The sequence below is a fragment of the Dechloromonas sp. ARDL1 genome (genome assembly GCF_051122455.1).
GTDB lineage: Bacteria > Pseudomonadota > Gammaproteobacteria > Burkholderiales > Rhodocyclaceae > Azonexus.
Genome location: NZ_CP168939.1, coordinates 3,797,388 through 3,820,038, shown reverse-complemented (window position 1 = coordinate 3,820,038; position 22,651 = coordinate 3,797,388). Strand labels below are relative to the sequence as shown.

General features: G+C 63.3%; 21 protein-coding genes. 8 read left to right on the top strand and 13 right to left on the bottom strand.

The features are described 5' to 3' along the window. Window positions 1–65: 65 nt before the first annotated feature. On the top strand, window positions 66–806 hold the full coding sequence (locus AB6Q56_RS18850) for an SDR family NAD(P)-dependent oxidoreductase (protein WP_434514573.1): 741 nt from the start codon (window positions 66–68) through the stop codon (window positions 804–806). A 7-nt stretch (window positions 807–813) separates the two neighbouring features. Further along, window positions 814–1,455, top strand: a complete 642-nt coding sequence (locus tag AB6Q56_RS18845) for a DsbA family protein (RefSeq protein ID WP_434514572.1) — start codon at window positions 814–816, stop codon at window positions 1,453–1,455. Between the two features lie 4 nt (window positions 1,456–1,459). Here the strand turns inward: AB6Q56_RS18845 and AB6Q56_RS18840 are convergent, their stop codons facing one another. Then, window positions 1,460–2,386: a LysR substrate-binding domain-containing protein gene (locus AB6Q56_RS18840; RefSeq protein ID WP_434514571.1), complete on the bottom strand. Its 927-nt coding sequence runs from the start codon at window positions 2,384–2,386 to the stop codon at window positions 1,460–1,462. Window positions 2,387–2,505: 119 nt separating this feature from the next. Between AB6Q56_RS18840 and AB6Q56_RS18835 the strand changes: the two genes are divergently transcribed. After that, window positions 2,506–2,715, top strand: coding sequence for a tautomerase family protein (locus AB6Q56_RS18835; protein WP_434514570.1), 210 nt, complete (start codon window positions 2,506–2,508; stop codon window positions 2,713–2,715). Continuing rightward, window positions 2,712–3,110: a nuclear transport factor 2 family protein gene (locus AB6Q56_RS18830; protein WP_434514569.1), complete on the top strand. Its 399-nt coding sequence runs from the start codon at window positions 2,712–2,714 to the stop codon at window positions 3,108–3,110. The genes AB6Q56_RS18835 and AB6Q56_RS18830 overlap by 4 nt, the downstream gene beginning before the upstream one ends. 60 nt (window positions 3,111–3,170) lie before the next feature. On the opposite strand, the gene AB6Q56_RS18825 is transcribed toward AB6Q56_RS18830, so the two are convergent. The 5 genes from AB6Q56_RS18825 to gshA all read right to left on the bottom strand — a co-directional run bounded on the left by AB6Q56_RS18825 (window position 3,171) and on the right by gshA (window position 12,169). Then, window positions 3,171–4,307 (bottom strand): response regulator, encoded by a 1,137-nt coding sequence (locus AB6Q56_RS18825; protein ID WP_434514568.1) that lies wholly within the window; start codon window positions 4,305–4,307, stop codon window positions 3,171–3,173. Window positions 4,308–4,331: 24 nt separating this feature from the next. After that, a complete protein-coding gene (locus AB6Q56_RS18820; protein ID WP_434514567.1) occupies window positions 4,332–8,648 on the bottom strand; it encodes a response regulator in 4,317 nt (1,438 codons plus the stop codon). Between the two features lie 184 nt (window positions 8,649–8,832). After that, on the bottom strand, window positions 8,833–9,873 hold the full coding sequence (locus tag AB6Q56_RS18815; protein ID WP_434514566.1) for an FAD:protein FMN transferase: 1,041 nt from the start codon (window positions 9,871–9,873) through the stop codon (window positions 8,833–8,835). Then, window positions 9,858–10,877, bottom strand: coding sequence for a glutathione synthase (gene gshB, locus AB6Q56_RS18810; RefSeq protein ID WP_434514565.1), 1,020 nt, complete (start codon window positions 10,875–10,877; stop codon window positions 9,858–9,860). Before gshB ends, AB6Q56_RS18815 begins: the two co-directional genes overlap by 16 nt. After that, window positions 10,877–12,169 (bottom strand): glutamate--cysteine ligase, encoded by a 1,293-nt coding sequence (gshA, locus tag AB6Q56_RS18805; RefSeq protein WP_434514564.1) that lies wholly within the window; start codon window positions 12,167–12,169, stop codon window positions 10,877–10,879. Before gshA ends, gshB begins: the two co-directional genes overlap by 1 nt. Before the next feature lie 148 nt (window positions 12,170–12,317). On the opposite strand from gshA, the gene AB6Q56_RS18800 reads away from it, so the two are divergent. Next, window positions 12,318–13,940 carry an ABC-F family ATPase gene (locus AB6Q56_RS18800; RefSeq protein ID WP_434514563.1) on the top strand — a complete coding sequence of 541 codons (1,623 nt, stop codon included), beginning with the start codon at window positions 12,318–12,320 and terminating at the stop codon, window positions 13,938–13,940. A 63-nt stretch (window positions 13,941–14,003) separates the two neighbouring features. Here the strand turns inward: AB6Q56_RS18800 and AB6Q56_RS18795 are convergent, their stop codons facing one another. From AB6Q56_RS18795 to AB6Q56_RS18775, 5 genes are all read right to left on the bottom strand, one after another. Next, on the bottom strand, window positions 14,004–14,366 hold the full coding sequence (locus AB6Q56_RS18795) for a GlpM family protein (protein ID WP_434514562.1): 363 nt from the start codon (window positions 14,364–14,366) through the stop codon (window positions 14,004–14,006). A 76-nt stretch (window positions 14,367–14,442) separates the two neighbouring features. Next, window positions 14,443–15,183, bottom strand: coding sequence for a hypothetical protein (locus AB6Q56_RS18790; RefSeq protein ID WP_434514561.1), 741 nt, complete (start codon window positions 15,181–15,183; stop codon window positions 14,443–14,445). A 54-nt stretch (window positions 15,184–15,237) separates the two neighbouring features. After that, window positions 15,238–15,951, bottom strand: coding sequence for a response regulator transcription factor (locus tag AB6Q56_RS18785; protein ID WP_434514560.1), 714 nt, complete (start codon window positions 15,949–15,951; stop codon window positions 15,238–15,240). After that, window positions 15,948–17,297: a sensor histidine kinase gene (locus AB6Q56_RS18780; protein ID WP_434514559.1), complete on the bottom strand. Its 1,350-nt coding sequence runs from the start codon at window positions 17,295–17,297 to the stop codon at window positions 15,948–15,950. The genes AB6Q56_RS18785 and AB6Q56_RS18780 overlap by 4 nt, the downstream gene beginning before the upstream one ends. Then, window positions 17,298–17,570 carry a hypothetical protein gene (locus AB6Q56_RS18775; protein WP_434514558.1) on the bottom strand — a complete coding sequence of 91 codons (273 nt, stop codon included), beginning with the start codon at window positions 17,568–17,570 and terminating at the stop codon, window positions 17,298–17,300. Window positions 17,571–17,748: 178 nt separating this feature from the next. Between AB6Q56_RS18775 and AB6Q56_RS18770 the strand changes: the two genes are divergently transcribed. Continuing rightward, window positions 17,749–18,306 carry a hypothetical protein gene (locus AB6Q56_RS18770; protein WP_434514557.1) on the top strand — a complete coding sequence of 186 codons (558 nt, stop codon included), beginning with the start codon at window positions 17,749–17,751 and terminating at the stop codon, window positions 18,304–18,306. A gap of 127 nt (window positions 18,307–18,433) precedes the next feature. Here AB6Q56_RS18770 and AB6Q56_RS18765 read toward each other — a convergent pair whose 3' ends face one another. Then, a complete protein-coding gene (locus tag AB6Q56_RS18765; protein WP_434514556.1) occupies window positions 18,434–18,904 on the bottom strand; it encodes an SRPBCC family protein in 471 nt (156 codons plus the stop codon). Between the two features lie 23 nt (window positions 18,905–18,927). On the opposite strand from AB6Q56_RS18765, the gene AB6Q56_RS18760 reads away from it, so the two are divergent. Then, on the top strand, window positions 18,928–19,635 hold the full coding sequence (locus AB6Q56_RS18760) for a 16S rRNA pseudouridine(516) synthase (RefSeq protein WP_434514555.1): 708 nt from the start codon (window positions 18,928–18,930) through the stop codon (window positions 19,633–19,635). Continuing rightward, on the top strand, window positions 19,632–20,549 hold the full coding sequence (locus tag AB6Q56_RS18755) for a hydrogen peroxide-inducible genes activator (RefSeq protein WP_434514554.1): 918 nt from the start codon (window positions 19,632–19,634) through the stop codon (window positions 20,547–20,549). The genes AB6Q56_RS18760 and AB6Q56_RS18755 overlap by 4 nt, the downstream gene beginning before the upstream one ends. 54 nt (window positions 20,550–20,603) lie before the next feature. On the opposite strand, the gene AB6Q56_RS18750 is transcribed toward AB6Q56_RS18755, so the two are convergent. Further along, on the bottom strand, window positions 20,604–22,634 hold the full coding sequence (locus AB6Q56_RS18750; protein WP_434514553.1) for a response regulator: 2,031 nt from the start codon (window positions 22,632–22,634) through the stop codon (window positions 20,604–20,606). Window positions 22,635–22,651: the final 17 nt, after the last annotated feature.

Genomic DNA, 22,651 nt, shown 5'->3' with positions numbered 1-22,651 from the left:
CTGCATTTATTCACTGATGAGGCATTAATAGACTGGGCTCTCCTCAACACTAAAGGAGTACAGCCATGAATTCCCAGTCTCGTAAAACGGTCATCGTGACCGGTGCTTCCAGCGGTATCGGTTTTGCCATCGCCCGACGTTTTCTGGAACGCGGCGACAACGTGGTGGCCAATGCCCGCACCTTACCGCGCCTGCAGGCGGCTTTCGGAACATGGAGCCAGTCGACGGCGCTGCGCCTGGTGGCCGGCGACATCGGCGACCCGGCAACCGCGACGCGTTTGTTCCGCACGGCGGTCGACAGCTTCGGGCGCGTCGATACGCTGATCAACAATGCCGGGATATTCGTCGTGAAACCGTTTGCCGACTATGGGGCCGAGGATATTGCCGCCTTGCTCGACACCAATCTCAAGGGGTTTCTCTATCCGGCCCAGGAGGCTGCCCGGGTCATGTCGGCGCAGAAATCCGGCCAGATCATCAGCATTACGGCGAGTATCGCCGAGCAGCCTTATACGGCGGTTCCGGCGACCTTGCCGATCCTGATCAAGGGCGGCATCAACCACGCGACGCGGGCGCTGGCCATCGAACTGGCTGCGGCGAACGTGCGCGTCAATGCGGTGGCGCCGGGGATCATCGATACGCCGCTGCACCTGCCCGAGAATCACGGCTTTCTTGCCGGCATGCAGCCGCTGGGGCGCATCGGCCGTCCCGACGATATCGTCGATGCGGTGGTGTATCTGGCCGACTCGGATTTCACCACCGGGGCCATTCTGCCGGTCGATGGCGGCATGAGCGCCGGGCGCTGGTAGCGCAGCCATGAAGCTGATCTATATCGGCGACCCGATGTGTTCCTGGTGCTACGGCTTTGGCAAGTCGCTGGCCGCCGCCCTGGCGGCGCTGCCAGGCCTGGAGCTGGAAATCGTCGTGGGCGGGGTGCGCAATCGGTCGACGGAGCTGCTCGACGAAGCCGGCAAGCAGTTCCGCCTCGCGCACTGGGAGCGGGTCAAGGCGCTCAGCGGCTTGACGTTCAACCGAACGGCCTTTCTGGCGCGCGAGGGCTTCGTCTACGACACCGAGCCGGTGTGTCGGGCGGTGGTTGCGGCGCGTCGTTTGGCCGGCGCGGAGCCGTTGTTGTCGGTTTTTCGTGCCTTGCAACATGCCTTCTACGTCGATGGCCGGGATACGACGGATATCCTGACCTTGTCGGAAGTGGCCGCGATGGCGTTGCAGTCCATGCAGTATCCGGCGCCAACGGAGGCAATGCTGGCGCTGATGCGTGACCCGGCCATCATCGACGAAACCCAGGCGGAAATCCGCCGGGCGCGTGCCCTGGGTGCGCGCAGTTTCCCGACCTTGCTGGTGGATCGGGGAGGTGCGCTGGAAACGGTGAGCGGTTTTCTCGATGCCGAGGCGCTGATTGCGCGCTTGCGCGAGCTGGGGGCGGGAAGCCCCCATTAGTTTCTCAGGTGCGTGGATTACGGCGGGTCAGGCGCTCGATCAGGAAATCGACGAGCACCCTGACCCGTTGCGGCATGTGCCGGTTGGCCGGGTAGACCAGCGAAAACGGCCGCCATGCGCCGGCATACTTCGGCAGCAACTCGACCAGCCGGCCGCTGCGCAGGTCTTCCTCGACCATGAAGCGGTAGGTTTGGGCGATTCCCGCGCCGTGGCGGGCCAGCGTCACCGGGGCGATGATGTCTTCGGCGCAGCGTAGCGGCCCGGCGAAGAGCCGCTCCCGCGTTTCGCCCTCATGCCTGAACACCCAGGGCACCAGTTGGCCGCTCATGGGCAGCACGAATTCGATCAGCTCGTGGTTTTCGAGATCGTCGGGTACTTGCGGCGTGCCGCGTTGCGCCAGGTATTCCGGGGCGGCCACGATGACCAGCACCGCTTCCTCGATGGGCCTGACCACCAGCCCGGAATCGGGTTGGGGCCGTGCCCGGATAGACAGGTCGAAGCCGTCGGCGATGAAGTCGATGCTGCGATTGCTCAGCTGCACGTCAAGCGTCACGCCGGGATAGAGTCGGCGGAATTCGCCGAGCAGGGGCAGGATGCGATAGTGGCCGTAGGAGGTCGGCAAGCTGATGCGGACCGTGCCGCTGGCTGCCGTCTGGGTGCCGTTTAGCATGCGCTCGGCCTCGGCCAGTTGCGTCAGCGCCTGTCGGCATTGGACATAGAAGGCGCGCCCTTGCTCGGTGAGCTTTACCTGGCGCGTGGTGCGGGCAAAAAGCCGGACGCCCAGCCGCTCTTCAAGGCGGGCGATGGTACGGCTGGCGGCTGGCGGGGTCAGCCCGGCCGCCGCTGCGGCGCCAGAAAAACTTTCGTGCTCGGCGGTGAGGCAGAACAGTTCGAGGCTGCCGAGGTTCAGTCCTTCAAGCGTACGGCTCATTGCATCACATTGTGTAAATAGAAATGTGAATATTGGTCTATTTATGCGCTGTGGGCAATAAAACAAAATGCTTGCAACTGCCCGATTGCAGTCGTCACTTTCAACCACAGGAGCCCAGCATGCCCTACGTTCATATCCAGATTACCCGCGAAGGCGTCACGCCCGAGCAGAAAGCCGAACTGATCCGCGGCACCACGCAATTACTGGTCGATACGCTGAACAAGAACCCGGCGACGACCTTTGTCGTGATCGAGGAGGTCGATACCGACAACTGGGGCATTGCCGGCGAAACCGTGACCCGGCGCCGCGCGCAGGAGGCCGGGCAATGAGCACCGAGGACTTCAACGCCATCGCCGGGCTGCTCGATACCTACTACGACGGGCTCTACCACTGCGATATCGAGCGCCTACGCCAGGTTCTCCATCCCTCCGCGTTGTATGCCTGCGCCAGCGACGGCAAGCTGCTCACCTACGATATGGCCACGTACTTCTCGGTCGTTGCCCAGCGCCGGTCGGCGGCCAGCCAGGGTCTGGCGAAATCCAGCCGCATCGTCCGCATCGAGTTTGCCGGGCCGGTGACGGCCTGGGTGCATTTCGAGTGCACCATTCCGCCCCGGCGATTCGATGACCGTCTCACACTCGTCAAACTCGATGGACGCTGGCAGATCATTTCCAAGGTCTTCCACTATGAAGATCTGGGTGCCGGGCCGGTGTCAGGCGGCTAGGGCCAGGGTCGGCATCCCACCGGGTGGGCGGCGTTAGCCCGACGGGATGCCGGCAAGCGCTTAGAGACCGCTTTCGGTACTGGCGATGATGGCTGGATAACCCTGCGGGTTGTCCTTGTGGTCGTAGATTTCCTTGATGTGGAATTCCAGATCGGTCAGGGCGCCGTTTTCGTCGGCGTAGATTTCCTTGATGCGCAGGATTTCAGGCAATGCCGACTTGAAGGCGGCGATCAGGGTGGGGTCGAAATGGCGGCCGGTTTGTTCGTCGAAGTACTGCAAGGCGGCTTCGAGGCTGACTGCGGCCTTGTAGGGGCGAACCGACACCAGGGCATCGAAGACGTCGGCGATGGCGACGATACGTCCTTCGAGGGGGATGGCTTCGCCGGCCAATTGCTGCGGGTAGCCGCTGCCATCCCATTTTTCATGGTGGGTGAGGGCGATGATGCGGGCGGTTTCGAGCAGTTCGTTGTCGTGCTTGCCGATGATCTCGGCACCCATGATGGGGTGTTGGTGCATGACTTGCCATTCGGCGGCATCGAGTTTGCCGGGCTTGAGCAGGATGGCGTCGGGAATGCCGATCTTGCCGATATCGTGCATCGGCGCCGTGTTGAAGATGATGTTGGCCGCTTCTTCCCCCAGCCCGTGCGCCAGGGCGATGAGGCGGGCGTAGTGGCTCATGCGCAGCACGTGGTTGCCGGTCTCGTTGTCCTTGAACTCGGCGGCGCGGCCGAGGCGCCTGATGATCTGCTGGCGGGTGGTGAGCAGTTCGAGGGTGCGCTGGCGGACCATGCGTTCCAGTTCCCGCGACTGGTCATAGAGAGCCAGGTGGGTGCGTACCCGTGCCTTGACGATGGGCGGGCTGATCGGCTTGGTGATGTAGTCGACGGCGCCGGTGTCCAGGCCGCGCTGCTCATCCTCGGTGCTGCTCATGGCGGTGACGAAGATGATCGGAATGCGCCGCCGGTCGGGGTTCGCCTTCAGGCGGCGGCAGATTTCCAGGCCGCTGATCCCGGGCATCATGATGTCGAGCAGAATCAGGTCTGGCGGTTCGTCGGAATAGACGATCTTCAGGGCTTTTTCGCCGGAGGTGGCGACCCGGACACGATAGTCGTCGCGCAGCACTTCGCTCAGAAGCTCTATGTTTTCAGGGCTGTCGTCGACAACCAGCACGCATTGTTTGGGCAGAAGGGGGGACATGGCTGGCGGCTCTCTTTTCGCAGGTCAGGTGTTGTTTCGTTCGGTGGTCATCTGATGCAGGGTTTCTTTTGCATCGTCAAAGGCGTACTGATTGATCTGGCGGGCGAGCCGTTCAACCTGCCGGGGGTCGAATGATTGCCTGAGCTGACTGGCAATTTCATCGAAGGCCCGCACGGCGGCGGCGTCGTCATTATCAAGCAGGATATGCAGATTGGATATGGCGCCGGCCGACATTGCGTCAATCGGCCGCATTTCGGCGGATGGCGCCTCGTCGTGGATTTCGCGCGCCCGGGCGATAACGGCGGGCAGTGTCCTGCCCAGGGTTTCCAGCAGGGCATCGATGCCCGGATGCATGGCGGCGAGGTCGCTTTTGAGCAACTCTTCAAGTTTGCCTGCCTGTTTGGCAAGTCCGTCGGCCCCGATGTTGGCGGCCAAGCCCCGCAGCGTGTGCGCGCGCAACAGCATTGCGCCGCTATCGCGGCGGGCCTGGTCGGCCAGCAATTGGCTGGTCGCATCTGCCTGGTTTTCGCAGAAGCGGACGAGCAAGCGGTCGTACAGGGCGCGGTTACCGCCGAGCCGGGAGAGGGCGGCGGTGGAATCGATCTCGCCGTTGGCCGAGGGGAGATCCGTCCCGGATGCATCGGCTTCGGCTGGGGGAGCGTCGTCGGCGGATGAGGGTTCGCCCAGCCAGCGCCCCAGGGTATCGTGGAGAACGGCGATGTCGATGGGTTTCGGTATGTGGTCGTTCATGCCGATGGCCAGGCAGCGCTCCCGGTCGCTGGTCAGGGCATTGGCGGTCATGGCGACGATAGGCAGTTGCTCGCAGCCCGGCAAGCGGCGGATGGCTTCGGTTGCGGTGTAGCCGTCCATGACCGGCATGTGGCAATCCATCAGGACCAGATCGTAGGCGGTGGCGCCTACTTTCCGAAGCGCAATCTCGCCGTTTTCCGCGGTGTCGACATTGAGGCCGATGCCGGTCAGCATTTCCTCGGCCAGTTCGCGGTTGACCTCGTTGTCTTCGACGAGCAGCACGCGTTGGCCGGAGAAGCGGCGACCCGGGCCGTGTGGCTTGCGGCCGGCAACGTCGCGGTGGGCGGCGTCGCGATGCAGGGCCTGCATGATGGCGTCGAACAGCGCTGAAGGGGTTGCCGGTTTGACCAGAATGGCGCCGACCTGGCATTCGCCCAGCGCGATCTGCAGTTCCTCCGGGTCGTAGGCAGTCGCCATGACGACCGCTGGCGAGAGATCGGGGTACTGGTGGTCGATTTCGCGGAGTAGTTCGACGCCGTCCATGCCGGGCATCTTCCAGTCGACGATGAGCAGGCCGTAGGCACGATGCGCCGCCTGTGCCGTGGCGATGGCGGCAAGGGCCGGCGCCGCGCCGAATTCGGCCTGTCCTTCGATCCCCAGCATGTCCAGCATGTGCAGGAACACATCGCAGGCGCCGGGGCTGTCGTCGACGACCAAGGCCCGCAGGCCGTTCGGTAATCCGACTCGCCGGGACGTTTCGGCCTCTCCGGCCGGGAGGCCGAATGGAAGGCGGAAGGTGAAGCAGCTGCCGACTCCGGGCTGACTGCGGACGCCGATACTGCCGCCCTGCAGGTCGACGATGCGCTTGCAGATCGACAATCCCAGTCCGGTGCCGCCGTATTTGCGCGTGGTCGACGCATCGGCCTGGGAAAACGCGGCAAACAGCCCTTCCTGTTGCTCGGCATTCATGCCGATGCCGCTGTCGATGATCTCGAAGGCGAGTTCGATGCCTTGTTCACGCCGCGATGCGATGGAGACAGCCACCTTGATTTCCCCGACCTCGGTGAACTTGATGGCATTGCCGACCAGATTGAGCAGTATCTGCCCGAGGCGCAGCGGGTCGCCCAGCAGGTGGTCGGGAAGCTCGGGGGCGATGTCATAGATCAGCTCCAGCCCACGGTCGCGCGCCTTCATGCCGCATAGGTCGCCGAGATTGCGCAGGACGGCATCGAGGCTGAAAGGCACGTGCTCGAAATGCATCTTCCCCGCCTCGATCTTGGACAGATCGAGAATGTCGTTGATGATGCCGAGCAGCCCCTTGGCGGCGCTGTCGACCTTGTTCAGATAATTGCGCTGGCGCGTATCCAGCTCGGTGCGCAGGGCGAGGTGGGTCATGCCGATGATGGCGTTCATCGGGGTGCGGATTTCGTGGCTCATATTGGCCAGGAAATCGGCTTTCGCCGCCGCGGCCGCCTCGGCCGCCTCGCGGGCCCGGCCGGCTTCCCGCTCGGCCTCCTTCTGGGCGGAGATGTCGACGATGACGCCGACCAGCCCATCCGGCCGGCCGTCCGGTGTGCTGAAACCGCTGACCGAGTAGAGGACGTCGCGTCGCCGCCCTTCGGCATCGACCAGCTGGACTTCGTGGGTCACCCGGTCGCACTCGGCGATGATCCGTTCGTCCTCTGCCTGGTAGGCCTGGCGTGCTTCTTCCGGGATATAGGTCAGGTCCAGTACGCGCTTGCCGACGAATTCCTGGCGCCGGATGCCGAAAAACGACTCATAAGCCTGGTTGCAGCCCAGGAAGCGGGTGTTGGCGCCCTTGTAGAAAATGGGGTTGGGGATGGTATCGAGGAGCGCTTGCAGTAGCGCGAACTGGCGGATCAGTTCGGCTTCGATCTCGCGCCGGTCGGACACGTCGAGTACCGTGATCAGGATGGAGTCGAGTTCGTGATTGCCGTTGCGGATGGCGGTGAGCTGCACGTCGCCCCAGCGCGATTCACTTCCCGGAGTAACGAATTCGAATTCGTTGCGCAGGCTTTGCTTGCCGGCTGTTTGATCCTGCGCCAGCAGATCGTCCATGCGGCCCAGGACATCGGCAGGTAGCGCGATGCTGTCCGGCCGGGCGAGCAACTGCGCTATCGGTTGGTCGATGAAGCGGGCGAATGCCGGGTTGACCAGCGTCGGTTTGCGTTCCCGGTCGAGGCTGACGATGCCGACCGCCGCATTGTCGAAAATGGCGCGGAAGAAGGCTTCCCGTTTCTGCAGGATGTCCTGGTTCTGGCGCAGGGCCAGGGTGCGGGCGGAAACCTTCTGTTCCAGCGCGCTGTTGGCGTCTTCCAGCTTCCGGCGGGCATCCTGCAGGTGTTGGCGCATGGCGTCGAGGGCGTTGGCGAGGCGGACAACCTCCCGCCAGCGGGCATCGGTGGTGACGGGGGCGTCCAGGTTCATGTCGCCGATGCGCGCGCTGTCGTTGGCCAGGGCGATCAGGGGTTCGCCGAAGCGCTTGGCGATCCGGATGGCGACCACCATCCCCAGCGCCAAGGCCGCCAGGGTGATCAGGCCGAGCAGGAGCAGATCCTGCCGGGTGATGGGGACAAAATCGCTTTCCGGCGCCGTCGCGCCGAGCCATACCCCGGTATCCTTGATCGGCCTGAAGAGGCTGATCCAGAGGCCGTCCGCATGCGCGATGCGATGCACGCCCTGGGCGGGATCGGGTTCGGCCTGCCATGCCTGGAAGGCACTCGCCAGTTCGGGGAGGCCGAGGTCTTCCGGGGTCTTCAGCAAGGCATCCTGCATGGCCTGGCGGTCCGTGAAGCGCGGATCACTGGGCAGGGCGATCATCCGCCCTTCCTTGAGAAAGAGGGCAGCCTTGCCATGGGGGCTGATCGCCATGTGGGTGGTGAATTCGGCGATGTCGATCAGCCGGACGTCGTGGGCGATCACATAGCGCGAGCCATCGGCGGCTTGCCAGCGCATGCTCGCGGTGATGCCGGGGGCGCGGGTGGTGAAAAAAATGTAGGGCTCGGTCCAGAACACCGCATCGTCGTCGGTTAGCGCCTGCGCACCCTTGAACCATGGCCGTTCGCGGGCGTCGTAATGGCGCTCGCGCATGTCGACCTGCGTGATCTGCCGATTGGCATTCCAGGTGATCCAGTAGGTCTGGCTTCCCCACGCCTCCGGATTGGAAATCCGGTTGATCCAGTGGCCTTCCTCGGTCATCAGCAACAGGATTTCGCGCCCGGATTCGTGCGCGAAAACAACCGAGGCGATTTCGCCGTGATGGGCGATGATCGGGAAAAAGAACTCGTTGAAGCGCAACAGTTCGTCGAAATCGAGATTGCCGTTCTTGCCCCAGCCCTGGCTGCTGCGCAGGGTGACCTCGACCGTCTTGAGGAGGCGGGTGTAGCGGGCCTCGAGCTGTTCGGCGGCGAGTTCCATCTGCGACCTGGCCAGGCGGTCGACGGTCGGCCGGCCGATCAGGTGGTAAACAGAGGCCGCGAATGCCATCAGCGCCAGCAGAATGAGCAGCCCGATACGCACGATCAGGCTGTTGGCGAACCCCGGCATCCTGAAGGAAACGCTGCGTAGCATCCCTTCTCCCCCCTCTGGTCATATTCCCGATGACGGCCCATCGCTGGAGGCCTCAATTTCATTCTGTGGCGACTTTGTGTCGAGATATACGGCTGGCGTATTCCCGTGTCAACAAATTATGTGATGGGCGTAGGTGGTGTTGCCCTGGATGCGCGAACGGGAAAGCCAGTGTTGGGGGGGCGTGCTAGTGGACGACGATTATTTCGGGGATTTTCCCGACGAATTCCAGGCGCTGGCTCAGGGCCTCGGTGACGAAGATGCGGCCGTCGCGGTCGACACGCAGGACGAGGCCGACCGCCATTTTGCGCGCCATGTCGCGCCAGGCCTCTGGGCCGGCGATGAAAATCGGCTTCGAGGCGGCATCGGAGCGGGTACCGGACCCGGCGTCGGCGGGAATCAGCACGGTCACCGCCTGCGTGTGGGCGGCTGGATAGCCGCTGCGCGGGTCGAGCAGGTGCGGGTAACGCTGGCCGGCAACCTCGAAAAAGCGCTGATAATCGCCGGAGGTGCCGATCGCTTCGCCGTCGGCGAGCGTCACGGTGGCGAGAGGGCCGGGCTGGCGCGGGTGCTGGATGCCGACGCGCCATTTCTTGCCTTCCTTGCTGCCCAGCGCCATGACATTGCCGCCGATGTTGATCAGTGCGTTGCGGATGCCCATGTCGCGCAGGATGCCCGCTGCCCGGTCGAGGGCGACGCCCTTCAGATAACCGCCGAAATCGAGGGCGACCTGGCGGTTGCGGCTTTTAACCGTATTGCCGTCGATGACGATGTCGGCGATCGACGGCTTGCCGGCCAGCCAGGCCTTGATGTCGGCTTCGGGCGGCAAGTCAGCCCTGAATTCGTCGGCCTGGAAACCCCACAGCTTGATCAGCCGGCCGATGCCAGGGTCGAACAGGTGCTCGCCCTGCTTTGACAGCGCCTGGGCCTCACGAATGAAGCCGGCCAGTTCGGGCGTCACCGTCTGCGGCTTGCCGGCGGCGATGGCGTCGTTGAGGGCACTTAGTTCGGAGGGCTGCCAGGCGTGATAGGCGTGGTGCAGGCGGTCGAATTCGCGCAGCACGGCGGCAATGGCCTGGCGACCCTGGGCGGGGTCGTCGCCGACGACGATGACTTCGACACGGGTGCCGAAAACGTAGGCCTGCTGTTCCTGTAGCGGCGTACGGCTGCAGGCGGCCAGCAGCAGCGCGCAGAGCCCGACCAGAAAGCGCCTCAGGCCAGGCCGCATGCGTGTTCGATGGCGGTGATGAAGGCGCCGGCCGCGTCGAAGCCCGATTGCTGGCGAATCTCGACCATGCAGGTCGGGCTGGTGACGTTGATTTCGGTGAGGTAGTTGCCGATGACGTCGATGCCGACCAGCATCAGGCCGCGCTTGAAGAGGATGGGGCCGAGCGCTTCGGCGATCTGCCGGTCGCGCCCTGACAATTCCTGGGCGACGCCGGTGCCACCGGCGGCCAGGTTGCCGCGCGTCTCGCCGGCCTTGGGGATGCGCGCCAGGCACCAGGGTACCGCTTGGCCGCCGATGAGCAGGATGCGTTTGTCGCCGTGGGCGATCTCCGGCAGGTAGCGCTGCGCCATGACGGTGCGCGCGCCCGTGTGGGTCAGCGTTTCGAGAATGACGTTGCGGTTGGGGTCGTTGCGGTGCACGCGGAAAATCTGGCTGCCGCCCATGCCGTCGAGCGGCTTGAGGATGACGTCGCGTTCCGCGTCGACGAAATGTTGGAGTTGCGCCATGTCGCGGCTGACCAGGGTGGGCGGCGCGAAGTCCGGAAACTCCATGATCGCCAGCTTTTCGGAGTGGTCGCGCAGGGCGCGCGGCCGGTTGAAGACGCGTACGCCGTCGGCTTCGGCCCGTTCGAGCAGCCAGGTGGCGGTCAGGTACTCGAAATCGAAGGGCGGGTCCTTGCGCATGACCACTGCGTCGAAGGCGGTTAGCGGCATCCATTCGCGGCCGGTTTCGCGGTACCAGTCGTGGTCGTCAGGGCGCAGATGCAGGTGCAGGGTTTCGCCGGAGACGCCGCCGGGGTGGGCGCCGTCCGGCTTGCGCCAGCCCAGCGTCCGGGCCTCGATGGCATAGACCTCGTGGCCATGCTTCTCGGCGGCACGCATCATGGCTACCGACGAGTCCTTCCACGCCTTCAGCTCGGGCAGCGGATCGAGGATGAACGCCAGTTTCAGCGACCGGCTGCTGCCGCCGAGCAGATGCTTCTCGAAATGCAGCTGTTGCGCCATCAGTCCTCGTCGGTCTCGGGCGCCGTGCGCTCGAGCTCGATGGCGGCGGCCAGGCAGGCCAGGCGACCGACCACACCGTACGCGTAGAAGCGATTGGGCGGCGAATCCGGGTTGCCGCAGCGGTAGTCGGGGAGGTTGCAGCCGGTTTCGAAGGCTAGCGGCTCGAAATGCATGCCCGGCGCGTTGAGGTTCTCGTCCTTGCCGCGCCCGGTATGCACGCGGTAGAAGCCGCCGACGACATAACGGTCGATCATGTAGATCACCGGCTCCGCCACTGCCTCGTTCAGCGTCTCGAAGGAGTGGACGCCTTCCTGGATCAGCACCTCGGAGACTTCGAGGCCTTCCTTGATCACGCTCATCTTGTTGCGCTGCTTGCGGTTGAGCGCGATTACCTCGTCGGCATCGCGCACGGTCATCACACCCATGCCGTAGGTGCCGGCATCGGCCTTGACAACCACGTAGGGCGTCTCATCGATGTCGTACTCGCGGTACTTTTCCTTGACCAGGTCGAGCACGGCGGCGACGTTGGCGGCCAGGCATTCCTCGCCCTGCCGCTCGTGGAAGTTGATGCTGCGACACACCGAGAAGGCCGGGTTGATGCGCCAGGGATCGATGCCGATGGCCTTGGCGAAGTCGTTGGCAACCTGGTCGTAGGCGGCGAAGTGGTTGGACTTGCGGCGCACGGCCCAGCCGGCGTGCACCGGCGGCAGAACGACCTGCTCGTTGAGACCTTGCAGGATGGGCGGGATGCCGGCCGACAGGTCGTTGTTGAGCAGGATGGCGCAGGGGTCGAAGCCGTCCAGCCCGAGGCGGTAGGGGGTACGCACCAGCGGTTCGAGCAGCAGGCTGTGGCCGTTGGGCAGGTCGATGGTCGTCGGTTTGTCGATATCCGGCAGCAGCGTGCCGATGCGCACGTTCAGCCCCGTCTGCTTGAGGATGGCGGCGATCTGCGCAACGTTCTGCAGGTAGAACTGGTTGCGTGTGTGGTTTTCCGGAATCAGCAGCAGGCTGCGCGCATCCGGGCAGAATTTCTCGATGGCACTCATCGCCGCCTGCACGCACAGCGGCAGGAAGGCCGGATTGAGGTTGTTGAAGCCGCCGGGGAAGAGGTTGGTGTCCACCGGCGCCAGCTTGAAGCCGGAATTGCGCAGATCAACCGAGGAATAAAACGGCGGCGTGTGTTCCAGCCACTGGCCGCGCAGCCAGTGCTCGATTTGCGGACTGGCGGCCAGGAAGCGGCGTTCCAGTTCGAGGAGCGGCCCGGTGAGGGCGGTGGTGAGGTGGGGAACCATGTGCTGTCTCTTTCCCGGGAAATTTTTATTGTGGCCGCAAATCTTACACCGCAGTGCACAAATAGGGGGCATCCGTGCGCGGTCAACCCGTTGAAAACAGGTAAAATTCGCCCCTTCGTTTTACCGTTATTTTGAGATCGGAACCGCTGTGCTCGTCGCCGCCAACATCACCATGCAGTTTGGGGTCAAACCCCTGTTCGAGAACGTCAACGTCAAGTTCGGCGAGGGCTACCGCTACGGCCTGATCGGCGCCAACGGGGCGGGCAAGTCGACCTTCATGAAGATCCTGTGCGGTGCGCTCGAACCGTCGGCCGGCAACGTGTCGAAGGATGTCCATGAGCGCATGGCCTACCTGCGCCAGGATCAGTTCGCCTACGAAGACATGCGCGTCCTCGACGTCGTGATGATGGGCCACGAGGAACTGTGGACCGCCATCCAGGAACGCGACGCCATCTACGCCAACCCGGAAGCCACCGAAGACGACTACATGCGCGCCGCCGAACTCGAAGGCAAGGTCGGCGAATACGACGGCTACACCGCCGAGTCGCGCGCCGGTGAGTTGCTGCTCGGCGTCGGCATTCCGACCGAACAGCACAACGGCCCGATGAGCGAAGTGGCGCCCGGCTGGAAGCTGCGCGTGCTGCTCTGCCAGGCCCTGTTCGCCAACCCGGACATCCTGCTGCTCGACGAACCGACCAACAACCTCGACATCAACACCATCCGCTGGCTGGAAGACGTGTTGAACGGCCGTGACTCGACGATGATCATCATCTCGCACGACCGTCACTTCCTGAACCAGGTCTGTACCCACATGGCCGACCTGGACTACGGCAAGATCACCACCTACGCCGGCAATTACGACGACTTCATGGAAGCCGCGCAGCAGGCCCGCGAACGCCAGTCGCAGGCCAACGCCAAGGCCAAGGAACGCATCGCCGAATTGCAGACCTTCGTGCGCCGCTTCTCGGCCAACGCCTCCAAGGCCAAGCAGGCGACCAGCCGTCTCAAGCTGATCGACAAGCTGAAGCCGGAAGACGTCAAGCCGTCGTCGCGCCAATATCCGTGGATTCGCTTCGAGTACGACGAGAAGCTCAAGCTGCACCGCCAGGCAGTGGAGATCGAGAACCTCTCCTTCGCCTACGAAGGCAGCGACCGGAAAATTTTCAACAATCTGACCCTGACCATCAATGGCGGCGAAAAGATTGCCGTGATCGGTGAAAACGGCGTCGGCAAGACCACCCTCCTGAAACTGCTGATGGGCGAATTGCAGCCGCAGTACGGTACGCTCAAGTGGGCGGAAAAGGCGCGTACCGGTTACTACGCGCAGGATCACAGCGCCGAATTCGCCGGCGAGCAAAGCCTGACCGACTGGATCGCCGGCTATGCCCGCGCCACCATCGAGGACGGTGGCGACCTGGAAACCCTGATTCGCGGCACGCTGGGCCGTCTGCTCTTCTCCGGCGACGAGCAGAAGAAGCCGGTGAACGTCATTTCCGGGGGCGAACAGGGCCGCATGCTGTTCGGCAAGCTGATGCTGCAAAAGCCCAACGTGCTGGTACTCGACGAACCAACCAACCACCTCGACATGGAATCCATCGAGGCCCTGAACTCCGGGCTGGAAAAATTCCCCGGCACCCTGGTCTTCGTGTCGCACGACCGCGAGTTCGTGTCATCGCTGGCCACGCGCGTCCTCGAAGTGAAGGGCGATGGCAGCATCGTCGATTATCTGGGCGGTTACGAGGACTACCTAGCTTCGCTGGGCGTCGAATAAGACCGGACTGCCCCCGCTGGGGTGTTGTTCCCGAAAGCCGAAGGCGGAAGCCTTCGGCTTTTTTCATGCGCCGTGCAGGCGTGTCCAGAGGACCAGCAACAGCGCTGCCGCGGCTACCCAGAGCAGGGTGGCGGCAAGCAGGGTATGGGTCAGGCCGAGGCGGGGGGCCAGAAGATAGACAGCGAGCAGGTAGGCCGCATAGGGCAGGAGGGCGTACAGGCCGAACAGGGCGGTTTCTCGTAGCGCCTCCGGGCCGCGCTCCTGCCCGACGAGGGCGTGGGCAATCAGTGCGAAGGTCGGAAACAGCGGCACCAGACCGGCGATGTAGAAGTGGCGGCTGCCGGCGAGCAGGGCGATGATGAGGACTGCCAGCGCACCGAGCAGGCTTTTGGCGAAGAGCATCATGGTCGCGATGAAGGAAGACAAATCAGGCTGCGCACTGTACCCCCTTTATCGTTCATGAGGCAGCCGCTTTCCGTCGGTCTCCTGCGGCGACGGCGGATCAGGCGGTGGGCTGTTTAGCCGGCAAGACGTAGGGCAACAAGGCTTTGGCCGCATCGACCCGCAGCGCCGGGCTGGCGTTCGGGTCGTTCATGACGGCGAGCAGGAAGCTCTGCGGATCGGCATGGGGGCCGCTCAGGTGCAGCTTGCCGTGAGCCACGGCGGCGCTTTCCGGAGGAGGCGTATCGCCGCCTGCGGCCTGTGTTTGGGGAGATGCGAGCCGGCAAAGGGCACCTTCGAAGGCCACGCGTTCGATGCGCTCAAAGCCGGCCAGCAAGTCGGCCTGCTTGTCCGGAGTCGGTACCATGCCCAGCCAGGGTTCGTCGATGAACATGCTGCCCATGCTCGGATCGATGAAGGCGCTCCAGCGTTCATCGTCGCCCAGTCGTGCCGGAGGCAGTTCGATCGTGTCAGCTGCTTCTGCCTGAATGCGGTCAACGGGGAGTTCGGAGGCGTAGCGGGCGATCAGTTGTGTCAGGAAGGCAATTCCGTTTTCCCGCGAGACCGGTTCAGCCAGCGTGAACCACAGGCGGAAGCCTCGTCCATCAACCGATACGAGAGGGGCGGGGAGCTCCATATCTTCCTGGACGCCGCGCAAGAGGGTTGCCGCATGTTCCCAATCGGCTGGCCGACGGATGGCAAGGCAGAGTCGGCGACAGCTGTCCTGAACATCGGTCGCCGCGTGCTTGCCCGGCCCCGGCAGGCCGAAAAGGCGGTTGAGCTGGAAATTGAGTTTGTCCATGATCTCTTTGGGTCGTTTGCCGGCGATTGTACGGTGCGGCCGGCTTTTGCACGATTATCGATGCGCGATGCTTTCGAGGCGGTAGCCGAGGCCGCGTACGGTATGAATCAGCGGATCGCTGCTTTCTGCATCGATTTTGGCGCGCAGGCGGCGGATGTAGACATCCACGACATTGGTCAGTGGGTCCTCGCTGACACCCCAGACATTGGCCAGGATGCGTTCACGGCTGAAGAGGCGACCCGGTGCGCTCATCATCAGTTCGAGCAGCGCCAATTCCTTGGCCGTCAGCTGCAGTATGCGGCCACCACGGGTGGCCTGCATGCGTTCGCGGTCGAACACCAGGTCGGCTACCTGCAAGCGGTTGGGGGTGGTGCGCTGGACATCCCTGCCGCGTCGGGCCAGCGATTCCAGGCGGGCGAGCAGTTCTTCGAAATCGAAGGGTTTGGGCAGGTAGTCATCGGCGCCCAGGCGCAAACCGGCGACACGGTCTTCCACAGCTCCGAGCGCGGAGAGAATGAGGATGGGCAGGGCCACGCCCTCGGCACGCAAGGTCTGGCATATCTCCAGGCCGCTGGTTCCGGGGAGCATCAGGTCAAGGACGATGACGGCGGATTGCCTTTCCGTGGCGCATTCCCGCGCCAGTCTTCGCGCCGAGCTCAGGCCACTGACACCGTCCCCGGCCGTTTCCACCCGATGTCCTTCCGCGCGCAGGCCACGGCCGAGAAAGTCGGCGATGCGAGGATCGTCCTCGATGACCAGGATGTTCATGCAACCTCTCCTTCGAGCATGTCTTGTTGCGCAACGGGGAGACTCAGCATGGCACGCGTACCGCTGGCGCCGCTCTCCAGTATCAAGCTGCCGCCGTGAGCCTGGGCCAGTGCCTGGGCGATGCTGAGGCCGAGCCCGCTGCCCTCGGCACTGTGTTGGCGGGCCTGCGTGCCCCGGAAATGTCGGTCGAATACATGAGGCAGTTCTTCCCTTGGAATGCCGATACCCTGGTCTTCGATGGTCAGCAGCACACGAGCCGGATGGTGCGCCTCGCGTTCCTGGGTCAGCACTTCGACCCGGACACAGCCGCCGGTGCGGGAGTAACGCGTTGCGTTGTCGAGCAGGATGCCCAGGAGCTGGCGCAGCCTCAGTGGGTCGCCCTGCACCACGTGGCCACCCGTCACGCGGGGCGGCCCGATCAGGCTTACGCCTTGTTGTTCGGCCAGCGGGCGGGCCTGTGTAACGGCTTCGCCGGCCAGTTCGTCTATATCCACGGGTATGCGACGCAGCGACAGGGAGTCGATGTCGTTGCGGGCCATGCTGAGCAGGTCATCGATGACCGAGCCAAGCTGGCGCGCGGTATCGACGATACGAGCCAGCGCCTGGCGGTATTCGACGGCCGGTTTATCGACGCCGCGCAAGGTGATTTCCGCCTCGCCGCGGATGACCGTGGTCGGGGTGCGGAGTTCGTGGCTGATATCGGCAAACAGTCGTCGCCGCCGGCTATCGGCCTCGCGCAGTGCGGTCAGGGCATCGGCCAGTTCGCCGGTGCGTGCGGCCACCTGTTCTTCCAGCTGCTGGCGCTGGGCAGATTCGCGTTGCCGGTGCTCTTCGAGTTCGGCGGCCAGCGCGTTGACGCTGCGTGCCACTTCGGAGAACTCGTCATTTCCCGAGAGCGGGATGCGGTGACTCAGCTTTCCCGCCTGAAGGGCATCGGCCCCCTCGCTGAGTAGTTGCAGCGGCCGCCTCAACTCGCGGCCGAAGTAGAAGAGGGCGAACAGGGTCACGACACCCAGCGCTCCGGCGACGCCAAGCCATAACCAGCGCACGACCGCGAGACGGGCATCCGCCGCGGCGCGTTCGCGCTGGACGGCAGCCGATTCGCGGGCAATGTTCTCGGCGACCAGTCGGCGTACATCGTATCCGTCGGCAATGTCGAATACCCGTGAATGGGCATCCCAGGCGGAACGCCAGTCGGTGTTGTGGGCCAGCGGCCTGGCTTCGTCGACCGACTTGATCAAGGCGGTGACGCTGCGTTCCAGGACCGTCAGCGCTTCGGCGCGCCGCAGGTGTTCCTCGCGGGCTTCGACGCTGCCGTCGAGCTGTATGGCCTGTTCGACCAGCACTTACAGACGCTGGACCGTCCCCTGCATGGCGGTCTCGAGTTCATCGCGCTGCGCCAGGTCGGCTTGCGTGCCCTGCTGCATCTGGGCGACCCACGTACGTAGGCGCTGTTTCTGGGCGGATAGCTGAATGAAGCTGGTAGCAATGTCGCTGGCGACGCGGCCGCGTACGACCTGGCGTTCGATGGCGACGAGCGACAACGCGGCAAGCAGGGCCGCGAGGACGATGACTGCGGCAATCAGGCCGAGAACGAAGGTAAGGCGGAGTCGAAACATCGGTCTATTCTCCGCATCGGTTGCGGTGCCCACAACCGTTCATCTGGCGTTCATCAAGGCGATCAGTATTTCTCATCTTTCGCTCAGGCTGGATTCAACTGCGTCGTTTGAAATAGGGGTGTCGGCATGCGGTGTCATGCCTGTTGAAGCAACCGTAACCCCTAGAGGAGTTTGCAACATGAAGCGTACGTCAATTGCCATAGCGATGCTCTGTTTCGGTGGCGCCGCCCTGGCCCAATCTCAGACTATCGTCGTCAATCAGGCCATCACCCAAGCCGAAGTGCAAGCCGCCCAGCAGGGCTGGTGCCAGGCGCTGCTCGACATTGGCGCCACTTATGCCAAGTCCGGCCAACCGGCCGCCAAGGCGCTGGCCGAGAAGGTGATCGACAGCGCCTACGGCTACCAGATGGGTGCCGTGCTGTTCAAGCCGACGCTGACGGTGAATCCGCAGACTTTCCGTCCGACCCGGGCCGGTGCCTTGTCCTATTTCGTTGGTGGCGACCCGGCCTTCCCCAAGGATAGCGGTTTCGCGCTCAAAGGCTGGACCAAGTGCGAAGTGGCCAACAACGCCATTTTCATTGCCGGGGACAGCGCAACGACCATGGGCAAGGTGAGCTTTACCGGCAAGGAGGGCAAGGTCACCACGGTCGACAAGACCTGGAAGTTCGTCAAGGACGATGCCGGCAATCTGCGTATCGTCGTGCACCATTCCTCGCTGGAATATTCCGGCAGCTAATGCCGGTTTCAGCCATCAAGCCGGGAAATGCCCCCGGCTTGATGGTGGTTCGGCACAAGTCGTGCCGGTGGCTGTCTACATAGCGGAGGACCGGTGCTGCCCGGGGCACGCCCCTCGCGAGTTACGGCTATTGCTGCGTACTGCTGGTTGCCAGCGTGCGGATGACACGCACGCAGTCGACGTCGGACTGATGGTAGGCCGATTTGATGTAGTCGATGTAGGCCCGTTCTTCTGAATTCGGGTTGGCAGCGAAGGTGGTCGTATAGGCGAAGCGCAGGAAGAGGACTGCCGGCTCGGGCTCCTCGATGGAAATGGTCAGGCTGCCGCCGGCATGTTGTTCGCCGGGCAGAATGTCGAAGCGGACCCAATGCAGTTCATGCAGGGTGACCCGGTCGTGGATGACGGCTGCGCCAAAATCGAGTTTGCGCAACAGGTGATCGGCGTGGCGCTCGACGATGGTGCAGCTTTCCAGCCCGGGCAGGAACGGGGTGGCGTCTTCGACGCGATGCAACAGGCCTTGCCAGAGCTGGTCGCGGGTCAGGGTTTCGACCAGCGGATTCTGCAGGTCGTTGATCTGGATGAGGTGTTCGAAATTCATGGCCCGATGTTAGCATTCCAGCCATGCAACTTGAACGACTCCTCCAGAAACACGGCTTCGGTACGCGCAAGGGCTGCCGGGCGCTGATCCGCAACGAACGCGTCGCCGTCAATGGCGAAATCTGCGACGACCCGTTTGCCGACATCCCCACCGATGGCCTGGTTTTCTCGGTCGATGGCGTCGATTGGCCCTACGCCGAGTACGCCTGCCTGATGCTCAACAAGCCGGCCGGATACGAATGTTCGCGCAAACCGCAGCATCATCCGTCGGTGCTCGAACTGCTGCCGGTTCCGCTGCGCGAGCGCGAGGTGCAACCGATCGGACGCCTCGATGAAGACACGACCGGCCTGCTGCTGATCACCGACGATGGACAGTTGAACCACCAGCTGTCGTCGGCCAAGCGCAAGGTGCCGAAGGTCTATCTGGCAATGACCAAGCATCCGCTCGATCAGGCGCAGATCGATCAACTGCTCGCTGGCGTGTTGCTCAACGACGAACCGGAGCCGATTGCCGCTGCCGGGGCCGAGATCGTCGGAGAAAACCTGCTGCGACTGACCGTTACCGAAGGCAAATACCATCAGGTGAAACGCATGGTCGCCGCCGCCGGCAACCGGGTCGAGGCCCTGCATCGCGAGGCGGTTGGCGAACTGGCCCTGCCGGCGGATATCAAGCCGGGCGAGTGGCGCTGGCTGTCGGCCGATGATTTGAAAAAACTGGGATACGTGAAATGACTCTGACCGAAATGCGCTATGTCGTGGCCTTGGCGCGCGAGCGTCATTTCGGTCGCGCGGCCGATGCCTGCCATGTCAGCCAGCCGACCTTGTCGGTGGCACTCAAGAAGGTCGAGGGGCAGATCGGCGCACCCTTGTTCGAGCGCGGTGCCAGCGATGTCCGCATCACGCCGCTTGGCGAGCGCATTGTTGCCCAGGCGCGCCGGGTGCTCGACGAGGCGGTCAAGCTGGAGGAAATCGCCGATGCCACAGGCGATCCGATGACCGGCCAGCTGCGTGTCGGCATCATCTACACCATCGCACCCTATCTGCTGCCGCAACTGATTCCCGCACTGAACCGCCAGGCGCCGAAGATGCCGCTGTTCCTCAAGGAGGATTTCACCGGCAACCTGATTCCGGCGCTGAAGGCCGGCGAGCTCGACGTCATCGTCATCGCGCTGCCTTTTGCCGAACCGGGGCTGGTCGCCCAGCCGGTCTACGACGAACCCTTCCGCGTCGTCGTTCCGGGGTCGCACCCCTGGGCGGCGCGCGATGCGGTGAATGGCGACGAGCTCGATGGACAGAACCTGCTCCTGCTCGGCCAGGGCAACTGCTTCCGCGATCAAGTGCTGGAATCCTGCCCCCGCCTGAGCGCACCGGATGCGCTCGAACACTCGCTCGAAGGCAGCTCGCTGGAAACCATCCGCTACATGGTCGCCAGCGGCGCTGGCGTGGCTGTCATGCCCAGCACGGCAGCCGACCCGCTGACGACCAAGGAGCCGCTGGTCAAGGTCTTGCCCTTTGCCGGTGTGCAGCCCAAGCGCACGGTTGGGTTGGTCTGGCGCGTCACCTTCCCCCGTCCGCAAGCTATCGACGCGGTACGTGCCGCGCTGCTGTCGTGCTCACTCGCCGGTGCGACATCGGTAGGTAATTGAGCCCCGTATCGGCGCGTTTCCGAAAGGGATGTCGTTCCACGTGGAACAGCAGCTTCAGTTGCCGTGCTTGAATCTTAGCCAGTGCACAACCGACTTGATCAGATGGTCGGGGTCAATCGGCTTGCTGATGAAATCATTCATGCCGACAGCCAGGCAGCGTTCCTTATCTTCCGTGAAGGCATTGGCCGTAGTGGCGATGATCGGTATCTGACGGCCGTTGGGTAAGGCCCGAATCGCGCGGCTTGCTGACAGGCCGTCCATGTTGGGCATCTGCATGTCCATCAGGATCAGGTCGTAGGATGACTGTTGGAAGCGCTCCACCGCCTGTACGCCATCTTCCGCGAGATCAACGTGGAGGCCGGCTTCTTCGAGGATGGCGGCGACGATATCCCGATTGGTCGGTTCATCCTCGGCAACCAGGACGCGTAAGCATGGACGTTCCAGCAGCCAGTTCAGATCGTCTGTCGGGGTTTCATCGAACGCGGCGATGAGGCCGGCTGCCGCGGGGCATCGCTGCAGGCGGGCGGTGAACCAGAAAATGCTGCCATGTCCCGGTGTGCTGGAGGCCCCGGCCTGGCCATCCATGAGATTTGCCAGGCGTTGCGTAATGGCGAGTCCCAGCCCCGTTCCTCCGTATTTTCGGGTTGTCGAGTTGTCGGCTTGCTCGAAGACATTGAAGAGCTTGGGCAGGACATCGGGCGCTATGCCGATACCGCTGTCTTCAACTTCAAAGCGCAGCGTTACGTGCTCGGCGTCTTCGTGTGCAACGGCTATGCGAATTTCGATCTGTCCCGTGTCGGCAAATTTGATGGCGTTCCCGACGTAGTTGATCAAGGCTTGCTGCAAGGCCGTGGCGTCGCCAAGCAGGTGACAGGGTTGAACGTGATTGACGACGCGCAGAGGCAGATTCTTCGCTTCGGCTTTCGGCTGGAGGATGGCGATGACGTTATCGACTATTTCCGGGACCGCGAGCGGACTGTTCCGCAAGGTCAGCTTGCCTGCGTCAATCTTGGAGAGTTCGAGGACGGCATTGATCAGGTTGAGGAGATGGGAACTGGCGGCCTCCAACTTGTTGAGTTGGCTTTGCTGTTTTTCCGAGAGCCCGCCACGGCGGATCAGATGGGCCATGCCGGAAATGGCATTGAGTGGCGTCCGGATTTCGTGGCTCATGTTGGCCAGGAATGCGCTCTTGGCGCGATTGGCTGATTCTGCGGCTTCCTTGGCCTGCAACAATTCAGCGGTACGCGCCACGACCAGCTCTTCAAGATGAGCATGGTGACGCGCCAATTCGGCGTGTGCTTCCTTCAGGTTGGTGATGTCGCGCGTGATCGAGAACAAGCAGGGAAGGCCCTCGATGGTCAGGCGCGATACGGAGAAAACGCCCCAGAGCAGGCTTCCATCCTTGCGGCGAAAGCGGGCTTCGAAAGATCCGTGTGCGTCGCTCGTTGCAAGGTACTGAACGATATGGGCGCGGTCTTCTGTATCTGCCCAGATATTCAGGTCGCTCGCGGTTCGCCCGATGATTTCGTCGCGCGGATAGCCTGACATGCCAAGGAAGGCATCATTGACATCGAGATAGCGGCCGTCCGTCAGGGAGGTAATGGCGATCGCGTCATGAGTGGTCCGGAAGGCTGCTGCATAACGCATTTCACTGTCCCTCAGCGCGGCCTGGGCACGGAGAGATTCTGTGATGTCGCGGAAATACCAGACACGTCCGAGGTAGCGGCCACTGGCATCGCGCAGTACCTGGGACTGGCGGTGCAGCGTGCGTCCGTCTTTCAGCGCTATATGCCGATTATCGGTGAGCGATGGATCGGCATATAGCTCGCGAATGCGGGCCAGGAAATCATCCGGGTTGACAACCCGGGGCAACGCGATGGACAGGAGATGGCTGTCCGCGATATCTGCCTGGCCATAGATCGATGTCGGAGAGGGCTCGGGAATCTCCCAGGCAGCGAAGAATTGCTTGTTGACCGCCACAATCCGATCGTTTTGGTCGACGACCAGAATGCCGTCCGGTGAACTGTCGAACAGCGCATTGGCCACGGAAGCCCTGAACTCCGCAGACGGCATATCATTGCTCACCGGGCTTAGTCCTCGCG